The sequence below is a fragment of the Rugosimonospora africana genome, from assembly GCF_016862975.1.
GTDB classification, from domain to species: Bacteria; Actinomycetota; Actinomycetes; order Mycobacteriales; family Micromonosporaceae; genus Rugosimonospora; species Rugosimonospora africana.
The window spans coordinates 43,635-64,349 of record NZ_BONZ01000017.1; the positions used below are offsets into that span (position 1 = coordinate 43,635).

Sequence of the window (20,715 nt, forward strand, 5' to 3'; positions counted from 1 at the left end):
GCGTCCTCGGGAAAGTGGCCGCTGTCTATTCTCGGCGGCATGGACGTCTCCAACTCCATCACTCTCGCGCTGTCGATCGTCGCGCTCATCGTGTCGGCGTTCCTCGCCGTACGGCAGAACAGCCTGCAGCGGCTGACGAACAACGCGCCGGCGTTGGTGGACTTGTTGAGCCAGTTCCGGTCGAGCGCCATCCACGAGGGCTTCGACTTCGTGTGCGGCGAACTCGGTTCGTACGACGAGAGCAAGGGCCTGACCGGCCTGCCGCCGGAGGTCCGGTACAAGGTCTACGACGTCTGCTACTTCCTGCAACAGTTCGCCTGCATGATGATCTTCGACCTCGTCGAGGAGCGGGCGTTCACCGCCCTGCTGCGTGCGCGGACCGTCGCGGTGTGGGCCGCGGTCGGGCCGTTCATCCGGGCCGAACGGGTCATCAACCCCTCGACCGGTCCTGAGTTCATGACGGCGCTGGAGGCGTTCGCGGCGAAGGCGGCATCGTTGTCGCCCGCCGAGGGGCGGAAGATCCTGGACGAGTGGATGGCCCGCGGGATACCGCCCTTCCCGAGGTGGCCGGTCAGAATCGGGCGAAAGAACGGATGGGCATCCGTGGACCGAAGCGGGGCGGCGCCGGACGCGTTGCCGTCAGCAACTGAACCACCCGCGCCCGCTGGCCGGTGAACGGCGCCAGCAACTCCAGCATCCGCAGGTCCGCCTCGCTGTACCGGCCCGGTGCCGACTCGCGGGAGCCCGCCCGTACCGCGCCGGTCAGCGCGTACACGACGTGGTGCGGGATGTTGTAGTCGCCGACCGTCACCGCGTCCGGGTCGCCGTACCCGAGCCGGACCACCTCGGCGGCGGTCCACTCGCCGATGCCGGGCATTGACACCAGCCGGGCGGTGGCCGCCGCCGCGTCCGGTGCCGCCTCCAGCCGGTCCGCTACGGCGGCCACCCGGCGCAGCGCGTCGGCGCGCTTCTGCTCCACCCCGAACGGGTGGAACACCCAGTACGGCGACCCCGCGATCCGGGCCGGGTCGGGCGGCAGGAGCAGCCCGGGCAGCGGACCGGGCGCCTGCTCGCCGAAGTGGCGCACGATCTTCGCGTAGCCCCGGAACGCCTCCTTGCCGGTCACCTTCTGTCCCAGGATGGTTGGCAGCAGGTGGACGAACAGCCGGCCGGTGCGGGTCAGCCGGAGCCCGGGCCGGTCGTGCCAGGCCCGGCGGACCACCGGATCCAGGGCGGCGAGCGCGGTGAACCCGCTCACGTCGTCGTCCAGCCCGGCGATGGCGGTCGCGCGGTCGATCACCCAGCCGGCCCCGGCGCCGTACCCGGTCGCTTCCGCCTCGTCGCCGTACCGGCGCAGGTGCAGGGTGGCCGGGCCGTCCGGGGTACGCACGGCCCACCACAGTTCGGTGGCGGTCAGCCGGGCGGCCGGGTCGGCCGGGAACACCCGCAGCGGACCGAGGGTACCGGCGAAGTCGTAGTGCGCCGGCAGACTGAGGACCGTCTTCATCGGACCGCCGCCCGCAGCGACCTCTGCAACAGTCGGGAGTCGCCCAGCAGGCCGCGCAGCCGGCGTTCCAGGCCAGCGATCGGGATCAGGTTCTGCGGGGCGCGCGGGTCCTTGTAGGCCCGCGAGGCGTAGCCGGGCAGCGTGACCGCCGACAGGTCGGCGAGGTGGATCGCGTCGGCGGCCTCGACCCGGTCACTGCACTCGACCCGGACGATCCCGCTCCACGGCGAGCCGGCCGGGCCGGGCAGCCGCAGGTACCAGGAGAACAGTCCGGCGAACGCGAACACCGGCGTACGGTGGCCGACCGGCATTGTGGTGACGACCCTGACCTGCGCCGGCTGCAGGTAGTTGCTGTGCTGGGTCTTGATGTACCCGACGGTGTTGCTCAGGTCGCGGCGCTCCCGCAGCCGGCCGTCCACCACCAGCAACTCGTCCTCCGAGGCGCCCGCACCGGCTTCCCGCGACGCCTTCAGCTCCAGCGCGACCAGCAGCTTGCTGAGGTCGCGGTCGAGGTGTTCGGCGACGTCCCGGCTGGCCCGGTGCGCCACGTAACGGGCTGGGCCGGTGCCGAGCGACGTGGCGTCCGGCAGGGCGCTCAGCAACGCGCGCTCGACCAGCGCCGAGGTCACCTCGGCCACACCCCGCCGCCGGTCGCACCGCACCACCCCGGCCGCGTACGAGGCGGCCAGCACGGGATGGGCGTCGCCGGCCTCGTCGGTCAGCCAGCCCCGAGCGTCGTTGTGCATCACACCGTCCACAAAGGACACAACGTCCGGCGGGGTGACGCTGTCCGGCGGCGCGATGGCCTCCCAGTCGCCGAGCTTCCGCTCGACCTGCTCGTCGACGTCGCCGCTGCGGTCGCTCGACGGGCCGTCCTCGATGTCGACGCTGGCGCCGTACCCGTCGCCCCACGAGTCCCAGGAGAGGTTCACCCTTGTACCCGTTCCACTCGGGCGGTGCGGGCATCCTTGCGTACCTCGAACCGGACCGGTACCCGCTCGGCCAGCGCGCTGACGTGGGTGACCACGCCGACCATGCGTTCACCGCGGGCGGCCAGATTCTCCAGCGTGGCCGCGACGGTGTCCAAAGTGGACGCGTCCAGGGTCCCGAAGCCCTCGTCGAGGAGGATCGACTCCAGGCTGGCCGCCCCGGTCGACATGCCGGTCAGCTGCTCGGACAGGGCCAGCGCGAGCGCCAGCGACGCCTGGAACGTCTCGCCGCCGGACAGTGTGCGCACGCCGCGGCGCAGGGCGGCGTCGTGCTGGTCGATGACGAAGAACTCGCCCTTGTCGTGGACCAGCTCGTACTGGCCGCCGGACAGCTCACGCAGGATCCGGGAGGCACCCTCCACCAGCCGGTCCAGTGCCTCCTCCAGCAACCAGCGTTCGAAGTTGTTCGCCCGCAGGTGGTTGGCCAGCGCGCGGGCGAGCTGGCTGTCCCGCTCGTGCTCGGCGCGCTGCTGGTTCAGCCGGTCGGCCTGCTCGCGCCGCTCGATCAGCCGGGCGTGCGCCGCCTCGGCGCGCTCGACCACGATCGCCGCGGCCTCGGCCGGCCCGACCCGCTCGACGCGTGTCGCGCCCGCCCCGGTCCGCCGGGAACCGCCCCGGTCGGCGCCCGCCGCGCCGCTGCCGTCGTCGGCGCCGGCACCGCCCTCGGCGCCGCCCTGCGCGACCGGTCCGGTCGGCTCCGGGAGCCCGGCGTCGGTGAACAGCTTCCCGATCCGGCCGCGCGCCTCGACCGCCGCCGCCTGGGCCGTCTCCAACGTGGCGGCCAGCTCCACGCGCCGGACACGCCGGCCGTCCCACTCGGTGCGCGCCCAAGCCGACAGCGTGCGCCACGCCGCGGCGAGGTCCTCCCGGTCGGCCGTCGGCGGCGCGAGCGGAGCGACCTGATCGCGTACCGCGTCGAACTCGCGCCACGCCGCGCTCAGGCGCTGCCGCGCCCGGGACGCCTGTGCCGACGCCTTGCGGTGCGCGTCCCGGGCGGCGCGCACCTTCCGGCCCGCGGTGTCCAGGTCTTGTTGCAGCCGGCCCACGGCATCCAGCCCGGCCCGCAGCGCGGCCGGTTCGACGCCGGCCAGCCGGGCGTCCAGCGTGACCAGCTGCCGGTTCAGCGCGTCACGCTCGGCGCGGACCCGGCTGAGCGCCTTGTCCAGGTCGCGCAGCGCGCGCTCACGGGTGACCTTGAGCGCGCCGGCCGATTCGCCCGCCCGCTGCGCTTTGACCAGCCGGGCCGAGGCCGCGGTGAGGGCGGGCGCGTCGGGCATGGCCGGCAACTCGCTGACCGGCTGCGTGCAGACCGGGCAGGCGTGGCCGACCCGCAGGTGCGGGCGGAGGCTCGCCGCCCGGTCCGCGGTGCGCGCCTGTTCGACCGCGCGTTCCGCCGCCGACACCTCGTCCGCGGCCATGGCCGCCGACTCGGTCGCGGCATCCAGCGCCCGTACCGCCTCTTCGTATTCCGCCTCGGCCTGCCCGACCGCGCCGGCGAAGTCGCCGCCCTGCACGGCGATCCGGTCCCGCTCGGCGAACTGGTCCAGCAGCCGGTGCATGGCGGTGGCGTCGCCGGCCTCGGCCAGTTCGGCGCGCAGCCGCTCCTCGTGCTCCTCGGCGGAGGTCACCGCGTCGGTGGTCTCGGCGACCGCCGCGTCCGCGGTGGATCCGGCCGCCGCGAGGTCGCTCGCCTCGGCCGGAGGGCGCACCCCGGACAACAGGTCCAGCTCGCCGTCGAGGTCGGCCAGCGCGGTGCGCGCCGCCTGCGCGTCCCGTTCCGCGACGAGCAGCAGCGGTACGGCGGCGGAAACCTCGGCCGCGAGCGCGCGCATCGCGTCCACCCGCCCGGCCGCCTCCGCCAGTGCCTCGTCGGTGGCGTCGGCGAGGTCGGCCAGCAGCCGGTCGGTGGCGGTGAGCCGGCCGTCGGCCTCGGTGGCCATCGCGGTCGCCCGGTTGCGGATCTCCTCATAGACCGACAGCCCGAGCAGGTTGACCAGGATCTGCTGGCGCTGCGCCGGCTTGGCATGCAGGAACTCTGCGAACGCGCCCTGTGGCAGCACCAGGCAACTGGTGAACTGCTCGTACGGCAGCCCGATCGCGTCCAGGACGGCCTGTTCCATCTCGGCCGGCGTGCCGGCCAGCGGCTCGCCCAGCTCCAGCGGATCGCCGGCCCCCGGATCCTTGTCCAGGATGGCCAGGTCGAAGCCCCGGGGCAGCAACTCCAGTCCTGCCTGGCTGGTGGTCACCCGGCCCTTGCCGTCCCGGCGCACCACCCGGGTCGCCGCATAGCGTGAGCCGGCCGACTCGAACACCAGCCGCACCCGTGCCTGGGCGCTGGACGGCGCCAGCGCGTTGGCCACGGCCCGGCGGTCGTTCCAGCGCGGTACGGTGCCGTAGAGCGCGAAGCAGATCGCGTCCAGGATCGTCGACTTCCCGGAGCCGGTCGGCCCGATCAGCGCGAAGAAGTCGGCATCGGTGAAGTCGACCGTGGTCAGGTCACGGAAGACCGTGAAGCCCTCCAGGTCCAGCCGCAGCGGCCTCATGACGCGCGCACCTCGCCGTAGAGCCGGTCGAACAGTTGACCGACCGCCGGGTCGGCGTGACCCCGGCTGCGCAGATAGTCGGAGAACAGCTCGCCCGGCGCGCGCCCGGCCCGTCGGGCCTGTGCCGACGAGTCCGCGGCGGCCATCTCGGCGACCAGTGAGGGATCGATGCGCACCTCCAGCGCGCGGGGCAGCAGGTCCTGGACCGCCTCGCGCAGCCCGGCCCGGGGACGCTCCCGCACGTACACCCGCAGCCAGCCGTCGCTCTCTTTGACCTTTGCCAGTTCGTCGAGGGTGCCACGCACGGTACGCAACGGTACCGCGGCGGTCACCGGTACCTGCCTGATCTTCGCCGCCTGCTGGGTGCCGACCTCGACGATGGTCACCGACGGGGTGTTCTCCTCCTCGCCGAAGTCCACCGCCAGCGGGCTGCCGCTGTAGTGCACCGGGCAGGGCGCCAGGATCGACTGGGCGCGGTGCAGGTGACCGAGTGCCACGTAGTGCGTACCGGGGGAGAACACCGTGGCGGGCACCGCGTACGCCTGGATGGTGTGGGCGTCCCGCTCACCGCCGCCCATCGTGCCGCCGATCACGGTCAGGTGCGCGGTCACCAGGTTCACTGTGTCCGGGCCGAAGCCCTCGCTCAGCGTGGCCAGCAGCCGGCCGACGTGATCGGCGTACGTCTGGGTGGCCTCGGCGGCGGACAGGTCGAACATCTCGGTGGCCCGGATCGCGTACCGCTGGGACAGGAACGGCAGCGCGACCATCCGCCACGCCTCGCCGCCGCGCGTCCGGCCCTCCACGATGTGGTCGGCCGCGCGGTCGCGCACCGAGCCCCTCAGGGTGATCCCGGCGGCCTCGGCCCAGGCGCGCAGCGCGTCCAGCGCCGCGCCGTTGTCGTGGTTGCCGGCGATGGCGACCACGTCGGCGCCGGTGTTGCGCAGCGCGGACAGTGCCCGGGTCACCAGCCGGGTTGCGTCCGGGGTGGGTGCCGCCGTGTCGTACAGGTCGCCGGCAACCACCACCAGGTCGGGCCGCTCCGCCTGGGCGACCTCCACCACCTGGCGCAGGACGGCGATGTGCTCCTCCACCCGGGACTGTCCTTTGAGGACCTTCCCGACGTGCCAGTCCGAGGTGTGCAGGATTCTCATTCCAGCGAAGCTCCCCTCAGAACGGAATGTCGTCGTCGGACAGCGCGGCGCCCGGCGGTCTGGCGCCCACCACCGCGAACGCGTCGGCGGCCTGGGTCAGCGAGCGCAGGGTGGCCCGGGGTGCCGGGCCGGCCTCCGCCGGCCGGGTGGCCCACGCCGGGAACGGGAACTCCACCACCAGCGGAACGGGCAACTCCGGCTGGCCGATGAACATGGTGCCGGGCTTGGCGATCAGGGCCCGGGCGCGCTGGGCGGGCGGAAGGAAACCATACTCCGGGCGGGACGCCTCGGCCGGATCGAGCCGGCCGACGATCCGGATCGCCGAGTTCGCGACGATGCGCCGCTCCACCTCGCTCGCGGTCTGCTGCGCGCCGATCAGCACGACGCCCAGCGAGCGCCCGCGCTCCGCGATGTCGAGCAGGATCTCCTTGATCGGGCTGGTGCCCTCCCGGGGCGCGTACTTGTTCAGCTCGTCGAGCACCACGAACAGCAGCGGCTTGGCGGTGCCGGCCTTCTCCTTGCGCTCGAATTCGGACTTCAGCGTCACACCGACCACGAACCGCTGTGCCCGGTCCGGCAGGTTGTGCAGGTCGACCACGGTCACCTGGGAACTCTCCGCCGTATTCACCGAGTGCGCCCGGTTGGTCGGCAGGTCGCCGCGGATGAGCCGGCCGAGGTCCTTCTTCGACCCGATGAGCCGCCGGGAGAACGCGTTGACCGTGCCCAACCCGACCGCCGAGCCGGCCCAGAACGACCGGGACGCCTCGTCGGCGAGCTGTGCGACGACGAAGTCGACGAGGTCGGCGTATGAACCGAGCCGTACGCCGTCGATGGCCACCCCACCGTCGGCCGGAACGGCCGTCTTCGCCAGGTGCGCGGCGACCGAGTGCACCACCATCGTGTACTGCTGGCGTTCGTCGTCCGCGTCGGCGAACACGTACGGCAGGAGGCTGTCGGCGCAGAACTCGGCCAGTGTCCAGTAGAAACTGTCCACTCCGGACAGTCGGCTGGACACGTCCGGGGTGCCCGAGGGGTCACCGGCACGCGGCGGGGCGTACACGGAGACATCCGGGAACGGCTGGGCGGTCAGCCCCAGCTTCGCGTATGTCGACGCGGTGGACTCGGTCAACCGGGAGTTGGGGTGGTCGAGGAACAACAGGTCCTCGCCCTTGACGTTGAAGATGAGCGCCTTGGTGTTGACCGCCTCGCCGCCGAGCACTCCGGAGCGGAAGACCGAATACAGCAGGAACGTGGCGAACGACGTCTTCGTGGCAACTCCGGAGATGCCGGAGATGGACACGTGGGCGCCGCGCTGCCCGTTGAGGAATTCGAAGTTGAGGAAGACCGGCATGCCGTCCCGGCCGGTACCCAACGGAACCTTCTGCTCCATCCGGTCGAAGTACAGCGCCCGGGACCGGTCGTCGCCGGCCGCCCGGTGGACCGGGGCACCCGGCGACGGTGGCACGTACAGCTCCGGGTCCACCCGGGTGGTGGTGATCTCGGCCGCCTCCTGCACCTGCGCCGGCAGCGTGCCGTCGGCGATGGCGAACACGTCGGACTCGAACTGCGCGCCCTCGTGCCTGGCCCGCACCGCGGTGACCACGCCGGCGATGGTTACCGGCTGTTGATCAGGCAGTTCACGTCTGGTGACCACGACGTCGTCGAGCTGCAGGTATTCGCCGGGCGCCACCGCGACCCAGAACTGCAACGGCGTCGCGTCGGCGGTGCCGAGCACCCGACCGACCGAAGTCTGCCCGGAAAGGTCCATGACGGGCATCGTGCCTCACGGGTGCGACGCTCATGGTCGGGGCACGCCCGGAAGCACAAGGTCGGCATGACAAAGTTACGCATTCCTCGCGTACCGCAGGAGCAGCGTGCCGTCGTCGTACAGTGCGTGAGCGAGCGAGAACTCCTGCATCGCCGTACCGGTGCCGGCGGTGATCCGGCCGGCGCCCGGGCCGGCCAGCATCGGCGTGACGGTCAGGCACACCTCGTCGACGAGGCCGGCCTCGGTCAGCGATCCGAACAGGTGCGGGCCGCCCTCGCACAGGAGCTGGTTGAACCCGCGGTCGCGAAGGTCGGCCAGTGCCGCCCGGAGGTCCACCCCACCTCGCCCGTACTCCAGCACGTCGGCCACGGAGCGCAGTGCGGTGCGCCGGTCCGGCGGAGCGTCGGTGCAGGTGACGATGATCGGCCGGATGGGCGCGTCGGCCAGCGCCGGGTGGGTCGGCGACAGGTCGAGGCGGCGGGAGACGATGATCACCCGGGGGTACGGGCTGAGCCCGTGCGCGGTCCGCCAGTCGCGCCGCTGCTCGGCCAGCCGGATGCCGCCGTACCCCTCCTGGCGCAGCGTCCCGGCGCCTACCATGAGGCCCTCGGCGAACATCCGCAGCAGCGGGAACACCTTCTGGTCGCCCGGGGTCTGCAGCCCCCGGGAGCGCCCCTCCACTTCGACCGCGCCGTCCACGCTGGTCACGAAGTTGACCCGGAGCACCGGGTCGGTGGGCTGGTAGAGCGCGGTGAGTTCGGCGTCGTCGACCGGCGTCGGGTCGGGGTTCGGCCAGATCCGGTGCACGGGCTGCTCCTTCGGGTCGTCGGGTTCGCGGTCGTCGGGTTCGCGGTCGTCGGGTCGTCACTTTCGTGGTCGTCGGGTCACTCGCCGGCCGGTCCGGTGGCCGGTGGCCGCGGCTCCGGCGGCCGGTGCTGGCAGTCGCACCAGTTGCCGCCCCGGCAGCGGTCATGCTGTCGGTCACGACACGCCTGACAGATCATCGCGCAACCTCCTTCGCTCGGCCCCTTGCGTCCAGAATGGTGCACTCGGCGAGAATGAGGCTGGCCGGGGGCGAGCCGAGAGGACACGATGGCGCGACAGATCTTTCAGCTCAGGATCACTCTGCTCGACGTGTCGCCCGCCATCTGGCGGCGGGTGGCGGTGCCGGGCGGGTACACGCTGGACCGGCTGCACCGAGTCATCCAGTACGCGATGGGTTGGCAGGACTACCACCTTCACTCGTTCGAGATCGAGAACGCCCAGTTCGGGATACCCGACCCGGAGGGTGAACTCGACCTGCGCGACGAGTTGGACGTGCGACTGGACGCGGTGGCCGGCAAGGACAGCCGGTTCAGCTACGTCTACGACTTCGGCGACTGGTGGGACCACGAGATCGCGGTCGAGGCGCTGTACCTCGCCGAGCCTGACGAGCGTTACCCGCTGTGCATGGAGGGGGAGCGGGCCTGCCCGCCGGAGGACGTCGGCGGGGCGCACGGCTACGCCGAGTTCCTCGACGCGCTGAAGGACCCCGGGCATCCGGAGCACGGCGCGATGCTGGAGTGGATCGGCCGGCACTTCGACTCCGAGTTCTTCGATCCGGACCGGGCGAGCGTCCTGCTCCGGCGCCTCGTCTGAACTCCGCTGTTTGGATTTCCCGCCTACGATCGGGGATCCATGACCGCGGAGGTGGTGCGGTGAACGAGCCTCAGCGCCCGGGCATAACGACCAGGGTGCGAGCCGCGCTCCGGGGCGAACGTGACGCCGGCGACCTCGAAGCGCTGCGTGCTGCCGGAAACTGGGTGTACGCGGAGCTGGGCAAGGCCGAGCAGACCCGCTCGCAGCTGCTGGCCGACGGGCGGAACCTGTGGACCGCGCCGCCCGCCACCGGCGGATACCTGGTCGCCTGCTGGAACGCGTTCTACCTGCACAGCCTGGGCGCCAGCCTGCTCGACGCCGACTACGCCACCGATCCGCGCACGGTCGGCTACGTCCCGCCGGTGACGTTCGAGCAGGCATGGTCCTGGTTCGCCGCCGCCGAGGGTTGGCTCAGCCACGCCCGGCAGGCCGAGAGCAACCCCGACTACAACCTGGCACACCTCGTGATGCTTCCGGCGGACCTGCCGGCCTGGGCCGGCCCCGACCCGTGCCCGCTCGCGCACCTGCGCGCCCTGATGACCGCCATCCCGCCGGTCCGCGCGCAGGTCGAGCTGGCCCTGTTCGACCTGGAGAAACACGCGCAATCGGAGTCACAGCGGCACACCGTCAACACCGTGCGCCAGCAGGCCGCCGAGGCGGCGGCCGCCGCCGACTACGCCCAGACGCTGTCGGCCAGCGCGACGACGCCGCGGTTGCGGAGCCTGACCCAGGCACACATCAGGCGTTCCGCCGGTATCTGGTTCAAGGTGGGGCAGTTCGCGGCCATGCCGTCGCTCGTCGGTGCCCGATCGGCGAAGACCATCGCGTCCCGGATCGACCCGCAGGTCCTGCCGGGCGGGTCGCGATTCGACCCGTGGTGCCTCACCGATCCGGACAGCCGTGCGCAGTGGCAGAGCGATCCGCAGGCCCGGGAGGCGATCGCGGCCATGTGGGAAGCCGATCCCGACCCTGCGCACACGCTCACGATCCACGCGCAGATCCAGGCGGCTCTGGCCTCGGGCGCGATCGTGCCGGTGACCGGCGACACGATGGCGAGCCATTTCTACTCCTGTCCCTGGTACCCGATGTACCAGGTACGCCGCCGAGTGAAGATCAACGGTGAACGGCTGTCGGTCCCGCAGCGGTTCACCCTCGACGTGGGGCTGCGCCCGCCGAACAGAGGTGGAAAGTTCGTACGCCGGATCGTGCGGGGCCCGTTCGCCTCGACCTACGAGGTCGACTACGGAGCGAACCGGCGTCGGTGAAGCGCGCCGCCCGGGTCGGGGGAGTGGCTCCCCCGACCCGGACGGCGACTCTCGCGGGTTCGGGTCAGGCGGTGGCCGCCCGGGTCAGGCGTACCTCGATGTTGACGCCGTCCACCCGGATCTCACCGGTCCGGAACGCGCTGGCGGCGACCAGCTCCTCGAACTGCGACCGGGAGAAGGCGCGCCTGCGCAGCCCCCGCAGCACCAGCCGGACCACGAGCGCGGACACTCCGGACGCCTGCATCTGGCGTACCTCCCGGTCGATGTCGGCGCCGGTCGCGTCGCCGGGCAGGTCCTGGATCAGCGCCGTGCCGCCGGCGCGCAGCACCCGGTGCATCTCGTCCAGCGCGAGTACCGGTCGCTCGAAGTTCTTGAACGCCGCCTGGCACACGATGCGGTCGAAAGACTCCGCCTCGAACGGCATCGCCGCCGCGTCGCCCTGCCTGACGTCGACGTCGACCGTCTCCTTCCGGGCGTACTCGCGGGCGATGTCCACCATCGTGTGGCTCACGTCCAGTGCAGTCACCCGGTACCCGAGCCGGGCCAGCTCGACCGCCTGGTATCCCGGCCCCGGCGCGACCTCCAGGATGTCGGCGCCCGCGGGCAGCCCTTCGGTGATGCGCGCGGCCTGCTCGCGTACCAGCGCGAGTTGACTGGCCGAACCGCGCTGCCGGGCGTACCAGCGCGCGGTCACGCCCTCCATCTCGGGAACCAGCTTGAACCGTTTGGTCTCGGTGCTTGCCATTTCTGATGTCTCCTCGCCTGTGTACGGGTCGTGACGGCGGCCCGTGGGCAGGAGAGCCCGGCTATTCTGGTGATCGCTACATCTCGTACGCCGGGTTCCGTTCCACGGGATCGGTGCGGGGCCCGACCCCGGTCGCGGTGTTGCCGCACCGCAACCGGGGTCGATCGGCGGTCAATCTCTCGGTGTCTCCTCCTCTGCCAGCAGTCGCGCCCACTCGGCCGGCTGCTCTCCGGTCTCGTGGTAGTCGCGCCACTCGGCGACGCCGGACAGCGTGCCCTCGGTGATTTCGGTCAGCAGCGAGCGGACCCAGGCCGTTTCGGCCTCCCGCATAGCCAGCGCGTATTCGGCCTCGATGAGGAACACCCGGGGCACCGGACCGCTCTGCTCGAGCACGGCGCGCCTGGCGGCGATGTCGCCGTCGAGCGCGCGCAGCCGTTCGGCCAGCAGCGTGGTCACCTCGTCGGGGCTGAGCACGCCCAGGACGGACAGCGCCGCGGACAGCTTCCGCTGCTCCGGTTCGGGCACGGCGACCAACTCGCGCAGCCAGTCGGTCAGTTCGGCCCGGCCGTCGGCGGTGATGGCGTAGCTGGTGCGCTCCGGACGCCGTCCTTCCCGGTCGCTGCCGGTGGCCTCGATGAACCCGTGCTTCTCCAGGTTGGCCACGACCGTGTAGAGCGAGCCCCACTTGATGTCGATGTCCTGCTCCTTGCCGGTGCGGCGGAGCAGGTTCGCCATCTGGTACGGGTGCATCGGGTTGCCCGGCGCGAGTAGCGCGAGCAGGGCGAGCGCGAGCAGATTGCCCACCTTGCGCCGCTTCGCCATCGGTAGCTCCTCGTCGCCGTATACTCGTCCGCGAGTATACGGCGACGAGTGCAGTGATCACAACGTCGATCGATCCGACCACTGTGGACAGTCGGCGAGGGCCGGCCGGTCCGCCTCTTCCGCCACCGGTCTGTCCATGAGCAGAATCAAGGCAACGCGGGGGTCCCGGCTCGGAGGTGCGCCATGTCCGCCCTGTCCTACGCCAACGGTCCGTCCGCGATTCCCCTGCTCGGCGACACGATCGGTGCCAACCTCGCGGCCGCCGTCGCCCGCTTCCCGGACCGGGAGGCGCTGGTCGACGTGCCCAGCGGCCGCCGGTGGACCTATCGCGAATTCGCCGCCGACGTGCGGCGGGTCGCGCTCGGCCTGCTCGCCCTCGGGGTGGACCGGGGTGAGCGGGTCGGCATCTGGGCGCCGAACGTTCCGGAGTGGGTGCTCGTCCAGTACGCCACGGCCCGGATCGGCGCGATCCTGGTGAACATCAACCCGGCGTACCGCAGTCACGAGCTGTCCTACGTGCTGCAACAGGCCGGCATCCGTACGCTCGTCGCGGCCGAGGCGTTCAAGACGTCGGACTACCGGGCGATGGTGAACGAGGTGCGCCCCGCCTGCCCGGCGCTGCGTGAGGTCGTCTACCTCGGTACCGCCGGCTGGTCAGACCTGCTCGACCGGGCCGCCGCCGTCGACCCTGCCGAGCTGGCCGCCCGGGAGGCCATGCTCACCTTCGACGACGCGATCAACATCCAGTACACCTCGGGTACCACCGGCTTCCCCAAGGGCGCCACGCTGTCCCACCACAACATCCTCAACAACGGGTTCTTCGTCGCCGAGGGCCAGGGCATCTCCGAGGCGGACCGGATCTGCGTACCCGTGCCGTTCTACCACTGCTTCGGCATGGTCATGGGCAACCTCGGCGCGACCAGCCACGGCGCCTGCGTCGTGATCCCGGGCCCGGCGTTCGAGCCTGCCGCCACCCTGCGTGCCGTCGCGGCCGAACGGTGCACCGTGCTGTACGGCGTACCCACCATGTTCATCGCCGAGCTGGCCGACCCGTCGCTGCCCGAGCACGACCTGTCCAGCCTGCGCACCGGCGTGATGGCCGGCTCGCCGTGCCCGGTCGAGGTGATGAAGCGGGTGATCAGCGAGCTGGGCATGGCCGAGGTGACCATCTGCTACGGGATGACCGAGACCTCTCCGGTGTCCTGCCAGACCGGGCGCGACGACGACCTGGAGCGCCGGGTGGCCACGGTGGGCGCGGCGCACCCGCACGTCGAGGTGAAAGTCGTCGACCCGGCCACCGGCGCGCCGGTACCCCGGGGGCAGGCCGGTGAGCTGTGCACCCGCGGGTACAGCGTGATGCTCGGGTACTGGAACATGCCCGACATGACCGCGGAGTCCATCGACACGGCGCGGTGGATGCACACCGGTGACCTGGCGGTGATGGACCCGGACGGGTACCTGTCGATCGTCGGGCGCATCAAGGACATGGTGATCCGGGGCGGCGAGAACATCTACCCGCGCGAGATCGAGGAGTTCCTCTACACCCACCCGGACATCGTCGACGCGCAGGTGATCGGCGTCCCCGACGCCAAGTACGGCGAGGAGCTGGTGGCCTGGGTGAAACTGCGCGAGGGGGTCGCCGAGTTCGGCGCCGAAGAGCTGCGCGCCTTCTGTGCCGGCAAGCTCGCGCACTACAAGATTCCGCGGTACGTGCGGGTGGTGGACAGCTTCCCGATGACCGTGACCGGAAAGGTGCGCAAGGTGGAGATGCGCGAGGTTTCCATCGCCGAACTGGGTGGCTGATTGCCTCCGGCCGGCTTTCGGCGCTCGCCGGATCCGATCGGATCTCGATAAAGCGTGATCGGGCGACGGCCGCACCGGATTTATCGGTGCGGCATGTTCGCGGCCCGCGAGTTTTTCCTTGCTGGAGCGTGATCGCGCGCTGACCCCAACCCGTAACGAAATGGGAACGCTCCCAAGGCGGTCTTGACAGTCTCGAAACTCGGCGGCAGTCTCATGGGAGCGCTCCCGAGCCCTGTGGCGCAAGCCACAGGCTCCACTCACGGTGTGGCGTCCCGGTACGGCCAGTGATGGCGTCCCGGGCACACCCCAACGAGAAGGCCGGCCCCGGCCGGCACCTTCGCCACACATCGCGACCTGAGAGGGGTCATAAGGATGGGCGTCATCTCGCGCCGCCGTGGTTTCGCGGCGGTCGCTGTGGTCGCCGCTGCGGCGCTCGTCGCGGCGGCAGGCTGCGGCAAGAGCGACGATTCTTCCTCTGGAGGGAAGATCACGCTGTCGGTCACCGTGTTCGGAGACTTCGGCTACGGCAAAGCGGGTCTGTACGACAAGTACATGCAGGAGCACCCGAATATCAAGATCAAGGAACTCGGCAACGGCCAGGGCCTCACGGACGAGAACACCAAGCTCGACCAGACGCTCGCCGCGGGTGCCGGTGCCGGTGACATCGTGGCGCTCGAAGAGGGCACCGTCACCAAATACAAGGGCCTCGCGCAGGACTTCGTCGACCTGAACCAATATGGCGGCGCCGCGCTCAAGGACAACTTCCTGCCGTGGAAGTTCCAGGAGGGCAGCACCGCCGACGGCAAGCTGCTCGGCCTGGGCACCGACGCCGGGTCGATGGCGATCTGCTACCGCACCGACATGTTCAAGGCGGCGAACCTGCCGACCGACCGCACCGCGGTGGGCAACCTGTGGCCGACCTGGGACGCCTACCTCGCTCAGGGGCAGAAGTTCGCGGCTTCGCCGGCCGGCAAGACGGCCAAGTGGGTGGACGCGGCGACCAACCTGTACAACAACATCCTGATGCAGGTCGCCGGCGCCAACACCGGCTACACCTACTACGACAAGTCCAACAAGCTCGTGCTGGACTCGAACCCGGACATCAAGGCGGCCTACGACCTGACCACGAAGGCGATCGGCGAGGGCCTGTCGGCCGGCGAGATCTCCTTCTCCGACGAGTGGACGGCCGGCTTCAAGAACTCCAAGTTCGCCACCATCGCCTGCCCCGCGTGGATGCTCACGAACATCAAGCAGAGCGCCGGTGACGGGCTGTCCGGCAAGTGGGATGTGGCCAAGGCACCCGGCGACGGCGGCAACTGGGGCGGCTCGTTCCTCGCCGTCACCAAGCAGAGCAAGCACCCGGCCGAGGCCGCGGATCTGGTGAAGTTCCTGACCAGCCCCGACAGTCAGCTGGCCGTGTTCCAGAAGGCGAACAACCTGCCGTCCTCGCCGAAGGTCTACGACAACCCCGACTTCCAGGCGTTGAAGGACCCGTACTTCAACAACGCGCCGGTCGGACAGATCTTCGGGGCGGGCGCGCTGTCGCTGAAGCCGGTCTACCTCGGGCCGAAGAACAACGACGTGCGTACCGCGGTGGAGGCCACCCTGCAGGCGGTCGAACAGGGCCAGAAGACGCCGGCCCAAGCCTGGCAACTCGCGCTCTCCACGGGCGCGGCGGCGGCCAAGTAGAGCGGGCCGCGGTCGACCGGCAACGGGATCGGTTCCGGGTGATGACGGCGGACGGGCCAGCAACCAGGGGCTCGGCCACCGCATCACCCGGCTGCCGGTTGCCCCTTGGCACCGCCGGCGGCCGCACGACCCAGGCCGGCCGAGGGCGGTGGCGCGGGAGTGCCCCGCCCGCCCGGCGGCCCTCGACCAGGAGAATCAGATGAGCCTGCACCTCGACGCGACGCCCGCGCACGGCCCCACCGGCGCGGCCAGACAGGCACCCCCACCCCGACCCCAACGATCCGTGCGGCACCGGCTGACCTGGCTGGACATCAAGGGTTCGCCGTATCTGTACGTCGCCCCGTTCTTCATCATCTTCGCCGCCTTCATGCTCTACCCGCTGATCTACACGGCCTACGTGTCCACCCGGAACTGGACGCTCGGCGCGCCGGACTCCACGCCGGCCGGCCTGGCGAACTTCCGCGAACTCTGGCACGACAGCCAGTTCTGGACCGCGGTCGGCAACACCTTCGGCATCTTCGTCATCTCCACGGTGCCCCAGCTGCTCCTGGCGCTGTTCCTGGCGAACCTGCTCAACCGGGCCATTCGCGGACGGGTGTTCTTCCGGATCGGCATGGTCGTCCCGATCGTCACCTCCACCGCCGTCATCGGCCTGGTGTTCAGCCAGCTGTTCAGCAAGGACTTCGGCTTCATCAACTACCTGCTGCAGGGCATCGGTGTGCACCACATCGACTGGAAGTCGACGAAGTGGAGTTCCTGGATCGCCGTCGCCACGATGGTGAACTGGCGGTGGACCGGGTACAACGCGCTGATCTACCTGGCCGCGATGCAGACGATCCCCAAGGACATCTACGAGTCGGCCGCGCTCGACGGTGCCCGGCCGTCCACCCAGTTCTGGCGGATCACGCTGCCGATGCTGCGTCCCACGATCATCTTCACGGTGATCATGTCGACCATCGGCGGCCTGCAGCTGTTCGGTGAACCGGCCCTGTTCGGCAGCGGCTCGCACTACCTGCAAGGCGGCTCGCTGCACCAGTTCCAGACCGTGACGATGTACCTGCTCCAGGAGATGTTCGAGCGCTCCCGGCTGGGCTACGCCGGCGCCATCGCGTGGGTGCTGTTCCTGATGATCCTCGTCACCTCACTGCTCAATTTCCTGGTCATCCGCCGGATCAACTCGGACAAGTGAAGGAGATGTGATGGCGACGACCTACCCACCCGCGCACGCCCGGCAGGACCGGCACGAGCAGCGCGAGCGCCGGCCCGCCCGGCTCCGATCGGCGTCCGGCCGGCTGTGGCGCACCAGCCCGCTGACGTACATCACGCTGGTCGCGGCCCTGCTCCTGTCGGTGTTCCCGCTGTACGTCATGATCGTCGGGGCGACGGAGTCCAACGACGCGATCTTCAAGATGCCGCCGTCGCTGGTTCCCGGCGGCCGGCTGACGCACAACCTGCAGGCGGTCTTCTCCAACGTCGACGCGAACGTGGCCAAGGGCCTGCTCAACTCGATCATCATCTCGAGCAGCGTGACCGTGTCGGTGGTGTTCTTCTCCTCGCTGGCCGGCTTCGCGTTCGCCAAGCTGCACTTCCGTGGCAAGAACGCGCTTCTCCTGGTGATCCTCGGCAGCATGATGATCCCGGTCCAGATCGGTCTGATCCCGCTGTTCCTGATGATGGTCAAGCTGGGCTGGGAGAACCACCTGGCGGCGGTGATCGTGCCGGCTCTGGTCAACGGCTTCGGCGTGTTCCTCATGCGGCAGTACGCCAGCCAGGCGGTCCCCGACGAGCTGATCGAGGCGGCACGCATCGACGGCAGCAACACCTGGGGGATCTACTGGCACGTCGTCCTGCCCGCGCTGCGTCCGGCCGCCGCGGTTCTGGGGATCTTCACGTTCATGCAGACCTGGAATGACTTTCTCTGGCCCCTGGTCGCCCTGCAGGACCCGGAGAACCCGACCGTTCTGCTCTCCCTGCGCAACCTGGGCAACGGGTATTACCAGGACTACGCGCAGGTCTTCGCCGGTACAGCGGTGGCGACCGTGCCGCTGCTGATCGTCTTCATTCTGCTCGGCCGTCAGATCATCGGCGGCATCATGGAAGGTGCTCTCAAAGCGTGACTACCTACAATCTCGCGCCCGAAGCGGTCCTGCTGGCCCGGGACGCCGCGACGTTCCCGGCAGACTTCCTCTGGGGAGGGGCCACCGCCGCGTACCAGATCGAAGGCGCGGCGGCCGAGGACGGCCGGACCGCCTCGATCTGGGACACCTTCAGTCACACGCCGGGTCGGGTGGCCGGGGGCGACAACGGCGACGTCGCCTGCGACCACTACCACCGGTACCGGGAGGACGTGGACCTGATCGAGCGCATGGGCCTACGCGCGTACCGGTTCTCGGTGTCCTGGTCGCGTGTCCAGCCCGGCGGGTCGGGCCCGCTGAACCAGCCCGGTGTGGACTTCTACAAGCGGCTGCTGGACGAGCTGAACCAGCGTGGCGTGGTGCCCTGGCTGACGCTGTACCACTGGGACCTGCCGCAGGAGTTGGAGGACGCCGGAGGCTGGCCCAACCGGGACACCGCGCACCGGTTCGCTGACTACGCCGGCCGCCTGCACGAGGCGCTGGGCGACCGGGTCACGCACTGGACGACGATGAACGAGCCGTGGTGCTCGGCGTTTCTCGGGTACGGCTCGGGGGACCACGCGCCCGGGCGGCGTGACCGGGAGCTGACCATCCCGGCGGCGCACCACCTCATGCTCGGCCACGGCCTCGCGGTCCAGGCCATGCGGCAGTCGGGCAGCCCGCTGGACGCGGGCATCACTCTCAACCTGTACGCGATGTCGCCGGCCAGCGAGTGCCCGGAGGATCTCGACGCGGCACGCCGGATCGACGGGCTGGCTCACCGGATCTTCCTCGACCCGCTGCTGCTCGGCCGCTACCCGGCGGACCTCATGGAGGACCTGCGCGAGCTGTCCGACTTCGGGCACGTCCGCGACGGCGACCTGGACGTGATCAGCACGCCGTTGGACCAGCTCGGGATCAACTACTACAGCCGGTACGTGGTGGCCGCCCCGGAGCCGGGTACGCCGGTGGGCGACCCCAAGGGTGGCACTTCGTGGCCGGGCGCGGAGAATGTCCGGTTCGTCAGCCGGGACGTGCCGTTGACGGCGATGAACTGGGAGATCGACGCGCCCGGGCTGACCGAGGTGCTGCGCCGGGTCCACCAGGAGTACCCGGAGCTGCCGCTGTACGTCACCGAAAACGGCGCCGCCTTCGACGACGTACCGGACGCCAATGGTTGGGTCGACGACGCCGACCGGGTGAAATTCTTCGACGAACACCTGCGCGCGTGCCACCAGGCGATCACCGAGGGGGTGCCGTTGCGCGGATACTTCGCCTGGTCGCTCATGGACAACTTCGAATGGGCGTGGGGGTACGAGAAGCGCTTTGGCATGATCTACGTCGACTACCCTTCGCAGCGCCGGGTCTTCAAGGCCAGCGGCGCTTGGTATGCGGAAGTGACCAGGCGCAATGGGCTGACTGCACAATAGGGAGGCGATCAACCGCGAACCGGCGAGGAGAACTGACATGACGACCCAGCGAACCCGGTCCGCCGGGCGACCCACGCTGGACGAGGTGGCCGCTCGGGCGGGTGTCGGACGTGGCACCGTGTCTCGGGTCGTCAACGGATCACCCCAGGTGAGCCCCGAAGCCAAGGCCGCTGTCCAGCGAGCGATCGAGGAGTTGGGCTATGTCCCGAACCGGGCGGCGCGAGCGCTGGTGACTCAACGCAACGACTCCGTGGCGCTCGTGGTGTCCGAATCCGAGGCCAGGGTGTTCGGGGAGCCGTTCTTCGCCGGAATCATCCGAGGCATCAGCAGCGTGCTTCTGGAGACTCCGCTCCAGCTGTGGCTGGCCATGGCCCAGTCACCGGAGGAGCGCGACCGGGTCAACCAGCACCTGACCCGCCAGCACGTGGACGGCGTGCTGCTGCTGTCCCTGCACGATGACGATCCGCTGCCCGGCCGGCTGCGCGAGCGGGGCCTGCCCGCGGTTCTCGGCGGCCGGCCGGCCGGCATGCTGGTACCCGACGACCAGCCGGTCAACTTCGTGGACGTGGACAACGCCGGCGGCGCCCGGCTGGCCGTGGCGCATCTCGCCGCGTCGGGTCGCAGGCAGATCGCGGTGATCGCCGGGCCGCAGGACATGGCCGTGGGTGTCCACCGGCTCGCTGGGTACCGGCAGGAGATCGTGGAGGCCGGGCTCAAGCTGGATGAGGCGCTGATCGGGTACGGCGACTTCAGCGAGGAGAGCGGCGCGCGGGCGATGCGTGAGCTGCTGTCCGCCCGGCCCGGCATCGACGGGCTGTTCGCCGCGTCGGACCTGATGGCGTTCGGTGCGATGCGGGTGCTCAAGGACCGCGGCCGGCGCATCCCGTCGGACGTCGCGGTGGTCGGGTTCGAGGACTCGGCACTGGCCCGCCAGACGGACCCGCCGCTGACCACCGTGTACCAGCCGGTGGAGGAGATGGGCCGGGAGATGGCCCGGCTGCTGCTGGACCGGATCCGCGGCGAAGCGGACGAGGGCCGCTCGGTGATGCTGGACACCCACCTGGTGCGCCGGGCCTCGGCCTGACCCGAGGGAGTCTCCCCTTCCCCCGACACCTGAGCGGACCAGCCGGTCAAACTCGCTGATCAGAGCGGGGATTGACCGGCTTTCTGCGGGGGACACAGTGCCGCAATAGTCCGGAAACGTTGAGGCGGCACGCTGACTGGGACAGACGGTCGGCGAGGGGGTCCTCC

General features: G+C 70.5%; 17 protein-coding genes. 9 read left to right on the forward strand and 8 right to left on the reverse strand.

Translation table 11 applies throughout. From position 1 onward, the window contains the following. Window positions 1-39: 39 nt before the first annotated feature. Entirely contained in the window at window positions 40-675 is a 636-nt protein-coding gene (locus tag Raf01_RS10055) for a hypothetical protein (RefSeq protein WP_203917506.1), read from the forward strand. On the opposite strand, the gene Raf01_RS10060 is transcribed toward Raf01_RS10055, so the two are convergent. The 6 genes from Raf01_RS10060 to Raf01_RS10085 all read right to left on the reverse strand — a co-directional run bounded on the left by Raf01_RS10060 (window position 572) and on the right by Raf01_RS10085 (window position 8,765). Next, the gene (locus tag Raf01_RS10060; protein WP_203917507.1) at window positions 572-1,507 is read right to left on the reverse strand and encodes a DNA-3-methyladenine glycosylase family protein; all 936 of its coding nucleotides are present in this window, start codon (window positions 1,505-1,507) and stop codon (window positions 572-574) included. The genes Raf01_RS10055 and Raf01_RS10060 overlap by 104 nt on opposite strands. Then, entirely contained in the window at window positions 1,504-2,439 is a 936-nt protein-coding gene (locus Raf01_RS10065; protein WP_203917508.1) for a hypothetical protein, read from the reverse strand. Before Raf01_RS10065 ends, Raf01_RS10060 begins: the two co-directional genes overlap by 4 nt. Then, the gene (locus tag Raf01_RS10070) at window positions 2,436-5,039 is read right to left on the reverse strand and encodes an AAA family ATPase (protein WP_203917509.1); all 2,604 of its coding nucleotides are present in this window, start codon (window positions 5,037-5,039) and stop codon (window positions 2,436-2,438) included. The genes Raf01_RS10065 and Raf01_RS10070 overlap by 4 nt, the downstream gene beginning before the upstream one ends. Then, window positions 5,036-6,190 carry an exonuclease SbcCD subunit D gene (locus Raf01_RS10075; RefSeq protein ID WP_203917510.1) on the reverse strand — a complete coding sequence of 385 codons (1,155 nt, stop codon included), beginning with the start codon at window positions 6,188-6,190 and terminating at the stop codon, window positions 5,036-5,038. Before Raf01_RS10075 ends, Raf01_RS10070 begins: the two co-directional genes overlap by 4 nt. Before the next feature lie 16 nt (window positions 6,191-6,206). After that, window positions 6,207-7,958 (reverse strand): ATP-binding protein, encoded by a 1,752-nt coding sequence (locus tag Raf01_RS10080; RefSeq protein ID WP_373319516.1) that lies wholly within the window; start codon window positions 7,956-7,958, stop codon window positions 6,207-6,209. A gap of 75 nt (window positions 7,959-8,033) precedes the next feature. Beyond that, a complete protein-coding gene (locus Raf01_RS10085; RefSeq protein ID WP_203917512.1) occupies window positions 8,034-8,765 on the reverse strand; it encodes a pyrimidine reductase family protein in 732 nt (243 codons plus the stop codon). A gap of 285 nt (window positions 8,766-9,050) precedes the next feature. Here Raf01_RS10085 and Raf01_RS10090 point away from each other — a divergent pair, with 285 nt between their 5' ends. Both Raf01_RS10090 and Raf01_RS10095 read left to right on the forward strand, forming a co-directional pair. Then, window positions 9,051-9,596, forward strand: coding sequence for a plasmid pRiA4b ORF-3 family protein (locus tag Raf01_RS10090; protein ID WP_203917513.1), 546 nt, complete (start codon window positions 9,051-9,053; stop codon window positions 9,594-9,596). A gap of 59 nt (window positions 9,597-9,655) precedes the next feature. Beyond that, window positions 9,656-10,861 (forward strand): hypothetical protein, encoded by a 1,206-nt coding sequence (locus Raf01_RS10095; RefSeq protein ID WP_203917514.1) that lies wholly within the window; start codon window positions 9,656-9,658, stop codon window positions 10,859-10,861. A 64-nt stretch (window positions 10,862-10,925) separates the two neighbouring features. Here Raf01_RS10095 and Raf01_RS10100 read toward each other — a convergent pair whose 3' ends face one another. Continuing rightward, a complete protein-coding gene (locus Raf01_RS10100) occupies window positions 10,926-11,606 on the reverse strand; it encodes a class I SAM-dependent methyltransferase (RefSeq protein ID WP_203917515.1) in 681 nt (226 codons plus the stop codon). Window positions 11,607-11,777: 171 nt separating this feature from the next. Continuing rightward, complete coding sequence (locus tag Raf01_RS10105) at window positions 11,778-12,428, reverse strand: PadR family transcriptional regulator (RefSeq protein WP_203917516.1); 651 nt, start codon at window positions 12,426-12,428, stop codon at window positions 11,778-11,780. Between the two features lie 183 nt (window positions 12,429-12,611). Between Raf01_RS10105 and Raf01_RS10110 the strand changes: the two genes are divergently transcribed. From Raf01_RS10110 to Raf01_RS10135, 6 genes are all read left to right on the forward strand, one after another. Then, complete coding sequence (locus Raf01_RS10110; protein ID WP_203917517.1) at window positions 12,612-14,231, forward strand: AMP-binding protein; 1,620 nt, start codon at window positions 12,612-12,614, stop codon at window positions 14,229-14,231. 372 nt (window positions 14,232-14,603) lie between these two features. Continuing rightward, window positions 14,604-15,920: an extracellular solute-binding protein gene (locus Raf01_RS10115; RefSeq protein ID WP_203917518.1), complete on the forward strand. Its 1,317-nt coding sequence runs from the start codon at window positions 14,604-14,606 to the stop codon at window positions 15,918-15,920. 199 nt (window positions 15,921-16,119) lie between these two features. Continuing rightward, window positions 16,120-17,109, forward strand: coding sequence for a carbohydrate ABC transporter permease (locus tag Raf01_RS10120; RefSeq protein WP_203917519.1), 990 nt, complete (start codon window positions 16,120-16,122; stop codon window positions 17,107-17,109). A gap of 10 nt (window positions 17,110-17,119) precedes the next feature. Next, the gene (locus Raf01_RS10125) at window positions 17,120-18,037 is read left to right on the forward strand and encodes a carbohydrate ABC transporter permease (RefSeq protein WP_203917520.1); all 918 of its coding nucleotides are present in this window, start codon (window positions 17,120-17,122) and stop codon (window positions 18,035-18,037) included. After that, complete coding sequence (locus Raf01_RS10130; protein ID WP_203917521.1) at window positions 18,034-19,464, forward strand: GH1 family beta-glucosidase; 1,431 nt, start codon at window positions 18,034-18,036, stop codon at window positions 19,462-19,464. Before Raf01_RS10125 ends, Raf01_RS10130 begins: the two co-directional genes overlap by 4 nt. A gap of 37 nt (window positions 19,465-19,501) precedes the next feature. Then, window positions 19,502-20,548: a LacI family DNA-binding transcriptional regulator gene (locus Raf01_RS10135; RefSeq protein WP_203917522.1), complete on the forward strand. Its 1,047-nt coding sequence runs from the start codon at window positions 19,502-19,504 to the stop codon at window positions 20,546-20,548. Window positions 20,549-20,715 lie beyond the last annotated feature (167 nt).